The sequence below is a fragment of the Roseinatronobacter sp. S2 genome (assembly GCF_029581395.1).
Classification (GTDB): Bacteria; Pseudomonadota; Alphaproteobacteria; order Rhodobacterales; family Rhodobacteraceae; genus Roseinatronobacter.
On sequence record NZ_CP121113.1, the window covers coordinates 779,081 to 791,151 of the forward strand.

Annotated in this window: 20 protein-coding genes; all 20 read left to right on the top strand. The window is 56.8% G+C overall.

The window, feature by feature from the left end; genetic code table 11:
- Positions 1–211 precede the first annotated feature (211 nt).
- The 20 genes from rpsL to rpsH all read left to right on the top strand — a co-directional run bounded on the left by rpsL (position 212) and on the right by rpsH (position 12,068).
- Positions 212–583, top strand: a complete 372-nt coding sequence (gene rpsL / locus P8S53_RS03595; protein ID WP_277805801.1) for a 30S ribosomal protein S12 — start codon at positions 212–214, stop codon at positions 581–583.
- A 12-nt stretch (positions 584–595) separates the two neighbouring features.
- On the top strand, positions 596–1,066 hold the full coding sequence (gene rpsG, locus P8S53_RS03600) for a 30S ribosomal protein S7 (protein WP_274352817.1): 471 nt from the start codon (positions 596–598) through the stop codon (positions 1,064–1,066).
- Positions 1,067–1,102: 36 nt separating this feature from the next.
- Positions 1,103–3,220, top strand: coding sequence for an elongation factor G (gene fusA / locus P8S53_RS03605; RefSeq protein ID WP_277805802.1), 2,118 nt, complete (start codon positions 1,103–1,105; stop codon positions 3,218–3,220).
- A gap of 88 nt (positions 3,221–3,308) precedes the next feature.
- A complete protein-coding gene (tuf, locus tag P8S53_RS03610) occupies positions 3,309–4,484 on the top strand; it encodes an elongation factor Tu (RefSeq protein WP_277803932.1) in 1,176 nt (391 codons plus the stop codon).
- A gap of 57 nt (positions 4,485–4,541) precedes the next feature.
- Positions 4,542–4,850, top strand: coding sequence for a 30S ribosomal protein S10 (rpsJ, locus tag P8S53_RS03615; protein WP_071469578.1), 309 nt, complete (start codon positions 4,542–4,544; stop codon positions 4,848–4,850).
- Between the two features lie 12 nt (positions 4,851–4,862).
- The gene (gene rplC, locus P8S53_RS03620) at positions 4,863–5,699 is read left to right on the top strand and encodes a 50S ribosomal protein L3 (RefSeq protein WP_306417828.1); all 837 of its coding nucleotides are present in this window, start codon (positions 4,863–4,865) and stop codon (positions 5,697–5,699) included.
- 1 nt (position 5,700) lies between these two features.
- Positions 5,701–6,321 carry a 50S ribosomal protein L4 gene (rplD, locus tag P8S53_RS03625; protein ID WP_306417872.1) on the top strand — a complete coding sequence of 207 codons (621 nt, stop codon included), beginning with the start codon at positions 5,701–5,703 and terminating at the stop codon, positions 6,319–6,321.
- Positions 6,318–6,614 carry a 50S ribosomal protein L23 gene (locus tag P8S53_RS03630; RefSeq protein ID WP_274349941.1) on the top strand — a complete coding sequence of 99 codons (297 nt, stop codon included), beginning with the start codon at positions 6,318–6,320 and terminating at the stop codon, positions 6,612–6,614. Before rplD ends, P8S53_RS03630 begins: the two co-directional genes overlap by 4 nt.
- Before the next feature lie 123 nt (positions 6,615–6,737).
- Positions 6,738–7,577, top strand: a complete 840-nt coding sequence (gene rplB / locus P8S53_RS03635) for a 50S ribosomal protein L2 (RefSeq protein ID WP_277805804.1) — start codon at positions 6,738–6,740, stop codon at positions 7,575–7,577.
- Positions 7,578–7,580: 3 nt separating this feature from the next.
- Positions 7,581–7,859: a 30S ribosomal protein S19 gene (rpsS, locus tag P8S53_RS03640; protein ID WP_071469573.1), complete on the top strand. Its 279-nt coding sequence runs from the start codon at positions 7,581–7,583 to the stop codon at positions 7,857–7,859.
- A 3-nt stretch (positions 7,860–7,862) separates the two neighbouring features.
- The gene (gene rplV, locus P8S53_RS03645; protein WP_277805805.1) at positions 7,863–8,243 is read left to right on the top strand and encodes a 50S ribosomal protein L22; all 381 of its coding nucleotides are present in this window, start codon (positions 7,863–7,865) and stop codon (positions 8,241–8,243) included.
- Entirely contained in the window at positions 8,243–8,944 is a 702-nt protein-coding gene (gene rpsC / locus P8S53_RS03650) for a 30S ribosomal protein S3 (RefSeq protein ID WP_277805806.1), read from the top strand. Before rplV ends, rpsC begins: the two co-directional genes overlap by 1 nt.
- A 21-nt stretch (positions 8,945–8,965) precedes the next feature.
- Positions 8,966–9,379 carry a 50S ribosomal protein L16 gene (rplP, locus tag P8S53_RS03655; RefSeq protein WP_274349945.1) on the top strand — a complete coding sequence of 138 codons (414 nt, stop codon included), beginning with the start codon at positions 8,966–8,968 and terminating at the stop codon, positions 9,377–9,379.
- A gap of 202 nt (positions 9,380–9,581) precedes the next feature.
- Entirely contained in the window at positions 9,582–9,785 is a 204-nt protein-coding gene (rpmC, locus tag P8S53_RS03660) for a 50S ribosomal protein L29 (protein WP_277805807.1), read from the top strand.
- Positions 9,786–9,796: 11 nt separating this feature from the next.
- Complete coding sequence (gene rpsQ, locus P8S53_RS03665) at positions 9,797–10,036, top strand: 30S ribosomal protein S17 (protein ID WP_277805808.1); 240 nt, start codon at positions 9,797–9,799, stop codon at positions 10,034–10,036.
- A gap of 62 nt (positions 10,037–10,098) precedes the next feature.
- The gene (gene rplN / locus P8S53_RS03670; protein ID WP_277805809.1) at positions 10,099–10,467 is read left to right on the top strand and encodes a 50S ribosomal protein L14; all 369 of its coding nucleotides are present in this window, start codon (positions 10,099–10,101) and stop codon (positions 10,465–10,467) included.
- On the top strand, positions 10,467–10,772 hold the full coding sequence (gene rplX / locus P8S53_RS03675; protein ID WP_277805810.1) for a 50S ribosomal protein L24: 306 nt from the start codon (positions 10,467–10,469) through the stop codon (positions 10,770–10,772). The genes rplN and rplX overlap by 1 nt, the downstream gene beginning before the upstream one ends.
- On the top strand, positions 10,772–11,332 hold the full coding sequence (gene rplE, locus P8S53_RS03680; protein ID WP_277805811.1) for a 50S ribosomal protein L5: 561 nt from the start codon (positions 10,772–10,774) through the stop codon (positions 11,330–11,332). The genes rplX and rplE overlap by 1 nt, the downstream gene beginning before the upstream one ends.
- Before the next feature lie 19 nt (positions 11,333–11,351).
- Positions 11,352–11,657 carry a 30S ribosomal protein S14 gene (gene rpsN, locus P8S53_RS03685; protein WP_277805812.1) on the top strand — a complete coding sequence of 102 codons (306 nt, stop codon included), beginning with the start codon at positions 11,352–11,354 and terminating at the stop codon, positions 11,655–11,657.
- A gap of 12 nt (positions 11,658–11,669) precedes the next feature.
- A complete protein-coding gene (rpsH, locus tag P8S53_RS03690; RefSeq protein WP_277805813.1) occupies positions 11,670–12,068 on the top strand; it encodes a 30S ribosomal protein S8 in 399 nt (132 codons plus the stop codon).
- The last annotated feature ends 3 nt before the right edge of the window (positions 12,069–12,071 follow it).

The window sequence follows — 12,071 nt, forward strand, 5'->3', positions numbered from 1 at the left end:
TAACCTTGCCCGCAGGCCGTTTGGTGCGCGTGGTCAGGCATACGAATTTTAGTGGTCAAGATCCGGGTATATGCCCCGATCCTCTGGAATTCCACCGCGGCGTCCCAAGTGGGGCGCAAGCGGCTTTGTGCGTTCTGCCGATTCGGTAGGTGCATACGATAGAGAGGCGTGAAAGCGCCATGTAACACGGGTTGAAACGGGAAGAACCGGAATGCCAACGATCCAACAGCTGATCCGCAAGCCGCGGCAGCCTAAAGTCAAGCGCTCCAAGTCGCAGCATCTGGAGCAATGCCCCCAGAAACGCGGCGTGTGCACGCGCGTCTATACCTCAACACCTAAGAAGCCGAACTCGGCCATGCGGAAGGTTGCCAAAGTGCGCCTGACGAACGGATATGAGGTCATCAGCTATATCCCGGGTGAAAAGCACAACCTGCAAGAGCACTCGGTCGTGCTGATCCGTGGCGGTCGCGTAAAAGACCTTCCCGGTGTGCGCTATCACATCCTGCGTGGTGTTCTGGATACTCAGGGCGTCAAGGATCGTAAGCAGCGTCGTTCGAAATACGGCGCGAAGCGTCCGAAGTAAGGAGAGTCCCAGATGTCTCGTCGTCACGCCGCTGAAAAGCGCGAAATCCTGCCCGACGCCAAGTTCGGGGATAAGGTTCTGTCGAAATTCATGAATAACCTCATGATCGACGGTAAGAAATCGGTTGCAGAATCAATTGTTTACAACGCGATGGATCGCGTTGAAGGCAAGCTGAAACGCGCACCTATCGAAGTGTTTCACGAAGCGCTCGAAAACATCAAACCCTCGGTCGAGGTTCGTTCTCGTCGTGTTGGGGGTGCAACCTATCAGGTGCCGGTCGAAGTTCGCCCCGAGCGCCGCGAGGCGCTGGCGATTCGCTGGCTGATCAAGGCTGCACGCACCCGCAATGAAAACACGATGGAAGAGCGTTTGGCAGGCGAGCTGGTTGACGCAGTCAACTCGCGCGGTTCTGCCGTCAAGAAGCGTGAAGATACCCACAAAATGGCCGATGCCAACAAGGCATTCAGCCACTATCGTTGGTAACCTTCGACCACTCGTCAAGCCAAAGGACCTAACACCATGGCACGCGAATACCCCCTTGAGCGCTACCGCAACTTCGGGATCATGGCGCATATCGACGCTGGCAAGACCACGACGACGGAGCGGATTCTGTTTTATACCGGCAAGTCGCACAAGATCGGCGAAGTTCATGATGGCGCGGCCGCCATGGACTGGATGGAGCAAGAGCAAGAGCGTGGGATTACCATCACCTCTGCTGCGACCACCACGTTCTGGGAAAAAACCATCGACGGAACGACGCCCCTCAGCGAAAAGCACCGTTTCAACATCATCGACACCCCCGGCCACGTTGACTTCACCATCGAAGTCGAGCGTTCGCTGGCCGTGCTTGACGGTGCGATCTGTCTTCTGGACGGTAACGCCGGTGTTGAACCCCAGACCGAAACCGTGTGGCGTCAGGCTGACCGCTACAAGGTTCCGCGCATCGTGTTCGTCAACAAGATGGACAAGATCGGCGCTGACTTCTTTAACTGCGTGAAGATGATCAAGGACCGCACCGGTGCAACCGCGTTGCCCGTGCAGCTTCCAATCGGTGCCGAAGACCAGCTTGAAGGCATCATCGATCTGCTGACCATGGAAGAATGGACATGGAAAGGCGAGGATCTTGGCGCAAGCTGGACCCGTCAGCCCGTCCGTGACGAGTTGAAAGATCTGGCAGAAGAATGGCGCGCCAATCTGATCGAAACAGTTGTCGATCAGGATGATGAAGTCATGGAAGCGTATCTTGAAGGCAACGAGCCGGATCAGGAAACGCTGCGCCGCCTTATCCGCAAGGGAACGCTGGCACTGGATTTCGTTCCCGTGTGCACCGGTTCTGCGTTCAAGAACAAGGGCGTCCAGCCGCTGCTGAACGCGGTTATCGATTATCTGCCCGGTCCTTTGGACGTGCCCGCCTATATGGGTTTTGACCCCAAGGACGAAACCGAAACGCGCAATATCGCACGTTCGGCCAAGGATGATGACCCCTTTGCAGCGCTGGCGTTCAAAATCATGAACGACCCGTTCGTAGGCTCGCTGACCTTCACCCGCGTCTATTCCGGTGTGATTTCCAAGGGCGATCAGATCCTGAACGCAACCAAGGGCAAGAAAGAGCGCGTCGGTCGTATGATGATGATGCACTCCAACGCGCGCGAAGAAATCGATTGGGCGGCTGCGGGCGATATTATCGCGCTGGCAGGTCTGAAAGAAACCACCACAGGCGACACATTGTGCAATGCGCAATCGCCGGTGGTTCTGGAAACGATGACCTTCCCCGATCCCGTGATCGAGATCGCGGTTGAGCCGAAAACCAAAAATGACCAGGAAAAGATGAGCCAGGGTCTGGCACGTCTTGCCGCAGAAGACCCCTCTTTCCGGGTGGAAACCGACCATGAGTCCGGTCAGACCATCATGAAGGGCATGGGCGAGCTGCATCTGGACATTCTGGTTGACCGTCTGAAGCGCGAATTCAAGGTTGAAGCGAATATCGGTGCGCCGCAAGTGGCTTACCGTGAAACGATCAGCCACAAGATCGAGCATACCTATACCCACAAAAAACAATCTGGTGGGTCGGGTCAGTTCGCAGAGGTGAAGTTGGAAATTACCCCGACCGAACCCGGCGAAGGTTACAGCTTCGAGTCGCGCGTTGTTGGCGGTACGGTTCCGAAGGAATATATCCCGGGCGTCGAAAAAGGTGTCGGAAGCGTTATGGATTCCGGTCCCTTGGCTGGCTTCCCTGTGATCGATTTCAAGGTCGCGCTGCTGGATGGCAAGTATCACGACGTTGACTCCTCGGTCATGGCATTCGAGATCGCTGCACGGATGTGCATGCGCGAAGGTCTGAAAAAAGCGGGCGCCAAACTGCTTGAGCCGATGATGAAAGTCGAAGTGGTCACGCCGGAAGAATACACCGGTTCGATCATTGGTGACCTGACATCGCGTCGCGGGCAGGTGACCGGGCAGGACCAGCGCGGCAATGCAATCGCAATCGATGCATTCGTTCCGCTGGCCAACATGTTCGGCTACATCAACAACCTGCGCTCGATGTCATCGGGACGTGCGAACTTCACCATGCAGTTCGACCATTACGAACCCGTTCCGCAGAATGTCTCGGACGAGATCCAGAAGAAATACGCCTGATCGGTGTGGCGGGGCCAGATCCCGCCCTACCACCACGCAGTAGGGTGGCTCGCGCCACCGCACCCAACAAGATTAAGGAGAAGCCAAAATGGCAAAGCAAAAGTTTGAACGCAATAAACCGCATGTGAACATCGGCACGATTGGCCATGTTGACCACGGCAAGACGACGCTGACGGCTGCGATCACCAAGTATTTCGGTGACTTCCGCGCCTATGACCAGATTGATGGTGCGCCTGAAGAGAAAGCCCGCGGGATCACGATTTCGACCGCGCATGTCGAATATGAAACCGATGCGCGCCACTATGCGCATGTCGATTGCCCCGGCCACGCTGACTATGTGAAAAACATGATCACGGGTGCGGCGCAGATGGACGGTGCTATTTTGGTTGTGAACGCAGCTGACGGCCCCATGCCGCAAACGCGCGAGCACATTCTGCTGGGCCGTCAGGTTGGCATTCCGTTCATGGTTGTCTACATGAACAAGGTCGATCAGGTCGATGACGAGGAATTGCTGGAACTGGTCGAGATGGAGATCCGCGAACTGCTGACCTCTTACGACTATCCGGGCGACGATATCCCCATCATCAAAGGCTCTGCTCTGGCTGCGATGGAAGGCCGTGATCCTGAAATCGGCGAGAATTCGATCCGTGCGCTGCTGGCCGCGGTTGACGAATACATCCCCACCCCCGAGCGTGCGGTTGACCAGCCCTTCCTGATGCCGATCGAGGATGTGTTCTCGATTTCCGGTCGTGGCACGGTTGTGACCGGCCGTGTGGAACGTGGTGTGATCAATGTTGGCGATTCGATTGAAATCGTTGGTATCCGCGACACCAAAACCACGACCTGCACAGGCGTGGAAATGTTCCGCAAGCTGCTGGATCGCGGGGAAGCGGGCGACAATATCGGCGCGCTGCTGCGTGGGATTGGCCGCGAAGACGTGGAGCGTGGTCAGGTTCTGTGCAAACCGAAATCGGTTCAGCCACACACCAAGTTCGAAGCCGAAGCCTATATCCTGACCAAGGAAGAAGGCGGTCGTCACACGCCGTTCTTTGCGAACTACCGTCCGCAATTCTACTTCCGCACCACGGATGTGACCGGCATGGTCCAACTGCCTGAAGGCACGGAAATGGTGATGCCGGGCGACAACCTGAAATTCACGGTTGAACTGATCGCGCCCATCGCCATGGAAGAGAAACTGCGCTTCGCCATCCGTGAAGGCGGCCGCACCGTCGGCGCCGGCGTCGTTGCAAAAATCATCGAGTAATCGAAACGCAGGCAGGGTGCGCGGATAGCCGCGCCCCTCCCAGCCGAGGACAAGACAATGCAAGGTCAGAATATCCGCATCCGGCTTAAGGCATTCGATTACCGTGTACTGGACGCCAGCACACAGGAAATCGTCAACACTGCCAAGCGCACGGGCGCACAGGTTCGCGGTCCGATTCCGCTGCCAAACAAGATTGAAAAGTTTACGGTTCTTCGTGGTCCGCATATCGACAAGAAGTCGCGCGACCAGTGGGAGATCCGCACTCATAAACGTTTGCTCGACATCGTCGATCCGACCCCGCAGACCGTTGACGCGCTGATGAAGCTCGATCTCGCTGCAGGTGTCGATGTCGAGATCAAAGTGTAAGGAGCCAGGACAATGCGCTCTGGAGTTATCGCAAAGAAGCTGGGGATGACCCGGTTGTTTATGGAGGACGGGCGGCAAATTCCCGTGACTGTTCTTCAGCTCGACGGTTTGCAGGTTGTGTCACAACGCACTGCTGACAAGGATGGCTACACTGCTGTTCAGCTTGGTGCTGGCGCGGCGAAAGCCAAGCGTGTTTCCGCGCCGATGCGCGGGCATTACGCCAAAGCCAATGTTGCGCCCAAGCGCAAACTGGCCGAGTTCCGTGTCAGTCCCGAGAACTTGATCGAAATCGGTGAGGAAATCACCGCCGATCATTATTTCGAGGGTCAGTTTGTTGACATCGCGGGCACATCGATTGGTAAGGGCTTTGCTGGTGCGATGAAGCGTCACAACTTTGGCGGTCTGCGGGCCAGCCACGGTGTGTCGATCAGCCACCGTTCGCACGGGTCTACCGGTCAGTGTCAGGACCCTGGCAAGGTGTTCAAAGGCAAGAAAATGGCCGGTCACATGGGTGCTGCGCGGATCACCACGCAGAACCTTCAGGTCGTCAAGACCGACAGTGACCGTGGCCTGATCATGGTCAAGGGCGCTGTTCCGGGGTCAAAAGGCGGATGGGTTACAATCAAGGATGCGGTCAAGAAGCCCTTCCCTGAAAACGCAATTCTGCCTGCCGCGCTGAAATCAGCTGCTGATGCTGCCCGCAAGGCCGCAGAAGAAGCGGCCGCCGCCGCCGCCGCCGAGGAAGAAGCTGCACGCAAGGCCGCGATGGAAGCCGAAGCCGCAGAGCAGGAAGCTGCTCTGGAACAGGCTGAAGCTTCGATTGACGCCGATAAGAAGGAAGGCGAGTGAGATGAAACTCGACGTTGTCAATCTGCAGGCAGGAACTGCCGGTGAGGTTGAGCTCAATGAGGCCATTTTTGGCCTTGAGCCACGCGCCGACATCCTGCACCGTGTGGTGCGCTGGCAGCGGGCGAAGGCCCAGGCCGGCACCCATAAGGTGAAGACCCGTTCGGAAACCAGCTACTCCACCAAGAAGATCTATCGCCAGAAGGGCACCGGCGGCGCACGCCACGGTGACCGGAACGCGCCGATCTTCCGCAAAGGTGGTGTATACAAGGGCCCGACCCCGCGCAGCCATGCATTTGATCTGCCGAAGAAAATTCGTGCACTTGGCCTGAAGCTTGCATTGTCGGCGAAAGCCGGCAGCGGCAAGCTGGTGGTTCTGGACACGACCGAGATGGCAGAAGCAAAAACTGCCATTCTGGCCAAGGCGATCAAGGATATGGGCTGGAAGAAAGCCCTTGTCATTGACGGGACAGAGGTGAACGAGAATTTTGCCCGCGCCGCCCGTAACCTTGATGGTGTTGATGTGCTGCCGTCGATCGGGGCGAATGTCTATGACATTCTGCGCCGTGACACGCTGGTGATCACCCGTGCGGGCCTGGAAGCACTGGAGGCTCGACTGGCATGAGTGTGAAAGCAACCCAATACGATGTGATCCGCAAGCCGGTTATCACTGAAAAAGCGACCATGGCATCGGAAGCCAATGCCGTGGTGTTCGAAGTGGCGATTGATGCCAGCAAACCCCAGATCAAGGACGCTGTCGAAGCGATCTTTGGTGTGAAGGTCAAGGCGGTCAACACCACGATTACCAAAGGCAAGACCAAGCGCTTCCGCGGCATCGCGGGTCGGCGCAAGGACGTAAAGAAAGCATATGTTACCCTCGAAGAGGGAAATGCTATCGACGTCTCGACCGGCCTTTGATAAGAGACTGAACGACTCAGCGGCCCCGACGCATTCGGGGCCGTTGGTTATTTGGCGCAAACCATGCGCCGGAGTTACTGAAACCGGACCTTTTTGGTCCAGAGCTGACGGAAGACAGAAAGCATGGCACTCAAGTCGTATAAGCCGACGACGCCGGGCCAGCGTGGGCTGGTTCTGATCGACCGTTCGGAGCTTTGGAAAGGTCGCCCCGTCAAATCCCTTACACAGGGTTTGACGAAGTCGGGCGGGCGGAACAACACCGGACGGATCACTGCACGCCGCATTGGCGGTGGCGCAAAGCGTCTTTATCGTATCGTGGATTTCAAGCGCAACAAGCTTGACGTTCCGGCTGTTGTGGAACGGATCGAATACGACCCGAACCGCACCGCGTTCATTGCATTGGTCAAATATACCGATGGCGAGCAGGCCTATATCCTGGCGCCGCAGCGTCTGGCCGTTGGTGACAAGGTTATCGCTTCTGCGAAAGCCGACATCAAGCCCGGCAATGCGATGCCGTTTTCAGGCATGCCCATCGGCACAATCGTGCACAACATCGAAATGAAGCCCGGCAAGGGTGGCCAGATCGCGCGTGCTGCTGGCACCTATGCCCAGTTTGTGGGCCGTGACGGTGGCTATGCACAGATTCGCCTGTCATCGGGTGAGCTGCGTCTGGTGCGTCAGGAATGCTTTGCCACGGTTGGTGCCGTGTCGAACCCTGACAATTCGAACCAGAATTTCGGCAAGGCCGGTCGTACGCGCCATCAGGGCAAACGCCCGTCGGTGCGTGGTGTTGCCATGAACCCGATCGATCACCCCCATGGTGGTGGTGAGGGTCGGACCTCGGGTGGCCGTACGCCGGTTACGCCCTGGGGCAAAGACACCAAGGGTCGCAAGACGCGCTCCAACAAGCAGACCGACCAGTATATTCTGCGGTCACGTCACGCGAAGAAGAAGGGTCGCTAATCCATGGCACGTTCAGTTTGGAAGGGCCCTTTCGTTGACGCTTACGTCTTGAAAAAGGCGGAGAAGTCACGCGAGTCGGGTCGTAATGAAGTTATCAAAATCTGGTCCCGCCGTTCCACCATTCTGCCCCAGTTCGTGGGTCTGACATTTGGTGTCTACAACGGCAAGAAGCACATTCCCGTGAATGTGACCGAGGACATGATTGGCCAGAAATTCGGTGAGTATTCACCGACCCGTACCTATTACGGGCATGCGGCCGACAAAAAAGCGAAACGGAAATAAGCCATGGGTAAAGAGAAGAATCCGCGCCGCGTGGCCGAAAACGAGGCCATGGCCAAGTCGCGCATGCTGCGTACCTCGCCTCAGAAGCTGAACCTTGTTGCGGCCATGATCCGCGGCAAGAAAGTAGACAAGGCGCTTAGCGATCTGACCTTCTCCAAGAAGCGTATTGCTGGCGACGTCAAGAAATGTCTGCAATCGGCGATTGCCAATGCTGAAAACAACCACGGTCTGGATGTTGACGGGCTGGTTGTTGCAGAAGCATGGGTTGGCAAGAACCTTGTGATGAAACGCGGTCGTCCGCGCGCACGGGGCCGCTTTGGCAAGATCATGAAGCCGTTTTCAGAGCTGACCATCACGGTTCGCCAGGTCGAGGAGCAAGCATAATGGGTCAGAAGGTTAATCCGATCGGTATGCGCCTTCAGGTGAACCGCACCTGGGACAGCCGTTGGTTCGCTGAAAGCAAGGATTACGGCGATCTGTTGCTGGAGGATCTGAAGATCCGCGATTTCATCCATGATGAATGCAAGGCCGCAGGCATCAGCCGTGTGATCATCGAGCGTCCGCACAAGAAGTGCCGCGTGACAATTCACACAGCACGTCCCGGCGTCATCATCGGCAAAAAAGGCGCCGATATTGAAACGCTGCGCAAGAAGCTGGCCAATCTGACATCGTCAGACCTGCATCTGAACATTGTTGAGATTCGCAAGCCGGAACTGGACGCGCAACTGGTGGCAGAAAGCATTTGCCAGCAGCTGGAGCGTCGCGTCAGCTTCCGCCGTGCTATGAAACGGTCTGTGCAGAACGCCATGCGTATGGGTGTACTGGGTATCCGTGTGAACCTTGCCGGTCGTCTGGGCGGTGCAGAAATCGCGCGGACCGAATGGTATCGTGAAGGTCGCGTTCCGCTGCACACACTGCGCGCGGATATCGATCACGCACATTCCGAGGCGCACACAGCCTATGGCATCATCGGTGTGAAGGTCTGGATCTTCAAGGGCGAGATCATGGAACATGATCCGCAGGCCCGTGACCGCCGGCATCAGGAACTTCAGGACAGCGGCGGCGCACAGCGCCCGCGTCGCTGATCCGACTGAAGGAGAGACACCATGTTGCAACCAAAACGGACCAAGTTCCGCAAACAGCACAAGGGCCGCATCAAAGGCGACGCAAAGGGCGGGTTTGACCTGAACTTTGGTAGCTATGGCCTGAAAGCTGTCGAGCCCGAGCGTATTACGGCACGCCAGATCGAAGCTGCACGTCGCGCCATGACGCGCCACATGAAACGCCAGGGCCGTGTCTGGATCCGCATCTTTCCGGATGTTCCGGTCACGTCCAAACCCACCGAAGTTCGTATGGGTAAGGGTAAAGGCTCTGTTGATTTCTGGGCAGCCAAGGTCAAACCCGGCCGTGTGATGTTCGAGATTGACGGCGTCAATGATGCAATCGCCCGCGAGGCATTGCGTCTGGCAGCGATGAAACTGCCGATCAAGACGCGCGTTGTCGTTCGCGAAGATTGGTAAGAAGGGGGGCGCCCGCCGGGTCGCCACCTGAACACAACGGGAATGCCCCGGCCTAAGGTTGGCCGGGGCGTTTTCTTTCGGGCAAAAGCCTTGCCAAAGCCCGCCAAGACGCCTATACGGCACGCTCATCCACCTCCGCCGGGAATCAGGGTGACCCTGTCACAGGGGGCTCTCCGGTGATTGTTGACTGAAGGAAATGGCCATGAAAGCCGAAGATTTACGTTCCAAGACGCCGGACCAGCTGCGCGACGAATTGGTATCGTTGAAGAAAGAAGCGTTTAACCTGCGCTTCCAGAAAGCAACGAACCAGTTGGACAACACTGCACGGGTCCGCAAAATCCGTCGTGACGCTGCACGCGTTTCGACCATTCTCAACGAAAAAGCCCGCGAAGCGGCGGCGAATTAAGGAGCTGGCACATGCCCAAACGCATACTGCAAGGCAAAGTGACGAGCGACAAGAACGACCAGACCGTAACGGTTCTGGTAGAGCGCCGCTTCACGCACCCTGTCATGAAGAAAACGGTTCGTAGCACGAAGAAATATCGCGCCCATGATCCGCTTAACCAATTCAAGGTCGGTGATTCAGTTCGCATCAGCGAATGCGCACCTATCTCGAAAACCAAGCGCTGGGAGGTTGTGACTGAAGCTTCGGCTTAAGTCCCACCTTCCCAGACTTATCGAAACCCTGGGTTGAATACCCAAAGGTCGGGAGAAACCAAATGATCCAGATGCAGACCAATCTGGATGTCGCTGACAACTCCGGCGCACGCCGGGTGCAGTGCATCAAGGTTCTGGGTGGTTCCAAGCGACGCTATGCGTCGGTGGGCGACATCATCGTGGTGTCGGTCAAGGAAGCCATCCCGCGGGGCCGCGTTAAGAAAGGCGATGTGCGTAAAGCTGTCGTCGTGCGCACCGCAAAAGAAGTCCGTCGCGAAGACGGCACCGCAATCCGCTTTGACCGCAACGCTGCGGTTATCCTGAGCAATACCAACGAACCCGTCGGCACCCGTATTTTCGGGCCAGTGGTGCGTGAATTGCGCGCGAAGAACTTCATGAAGATCATCTCGCTCGCGCCGGAGGTGTTGTGATGGCTGCGAAACTGAAAAAAGGTGACAAGGTCGTCATCCTGACTGGCAAGGACAAAGGCAAGACCGGCGAAATCAGCCGTATCATGCCCAAGGACGAAAAAGCCGTCATCGAAGGCCTGAACATTTCCATCCGTCACACCAAGCAAGGCCAGGACAGCCAGGGCGGGCGCTTGCCACAGGCAATGCCGATCCACCTGTCCAATCTTGCGCTGGTCGACGGCAATGGCAAGGCAACGCGCGTTGGCTTCCGTGTCGAGGACGACAAGAAAGTTCGTTTCGCCAAAACAACAGGGGAGGCGATCTGATGCTTGATCAAGCCAATTACACCCCCCGCCTGAAAGGGGTCTACAAAGACCAGGTTCGTGCGGTTCTGAAAGAAGAGTTCGGCTACAAGAACGACATGCAGATCCCCAAGCTCGACAAGATCGTGCTGAACATGGGCATCGGCGAAGCCGTTAAGGACAGCAAGAAAATCAAATCCGCTCAGGCAGATCTGACTGCGATTGCTGGCCAGAAAGCCGTTATCACCAAGGCGCGCAATTCTATCGCGGGTTTCCGCGTTCGTGAAGAAATGCCGCTGGGCGTGAAGGTCACCCTGCGCGGTGAGCGCATGTATGAATTCCTTGACCGCCTGATCACCATCGCCCTGCCGCGCGTGCGCGACTTCCGCGGTGTCAAAGGCACGTCGTTTGACGGTCGTGGTAACTATGCCATGGGTATCAAGGAACATATCGTATTCCCCGAAATTAACTTCGATCAGATCGACGAAGTCTGGGGCATGGATGTGATCATCTGCACCACCGCGAAAACCGACGCGGAAGCAAAGGCGCTGTTGAAAGCTTTCAACATGCCCTTCAATAGCTGACGCGAGAGGGAGAGAACCAATGGCTAAAAAAGCAATGGTCGAGCGCGAGAGAAAGCGTCAGCGTCTGGTGGCAAAATATGCAACCAAACGCGCAGAGCTGAAAGCAATCGCCGCCGACGCCGAACGCCCGATGGAAGAGCGCTTCAAGGCAAACCTGAAACTGGCAAAACTGCCGCGCAACTCCTCCGAGACGCGCTTGCACAACCGCTGCCAGCTGACAGGTCGTCCGAAGGCTTACTATCGTAAATTGAAACTGTCGCGGATCGCGCTTCGTGATCTGGCCTCCAAGGGTCAGATTCCGGGCATGGTCAAGTCGAGCTGGTAAGGAGATCGCAAGATGTCGATGAACGATCCTCTCGGCGATATGCTGACACGCATCCGCAACGCGCAGATGCGTGGCAAATCAACCGTCCGCACCCCCGCATCGAAGCTTCGTGCATGGGTTCTGGATGTGCTGAAAGATGAAGGCTACATCCGTGGCTATGAAAATGTGACGGCTGCGACCGGACATGCAGAATTGGAAATTTCGCTGAAATATGCGGATGGCCAGCCTGTTATCCGCGAGTTGAAGCGCATTTCCACGCCCGGTCGCCGCGTCTATTCCGGTGTGCAGAACATCCCGCAAGTCCGTAACGGTCTGGGTGTTTCTGTCGTCTCGACGCCCAAAGGTGTCATGTCCGATGCAGCAGCACGGGCCGCCAATGTTGGTGGCGAAGTGCTCTGCCGCGTGTTCTAAGGA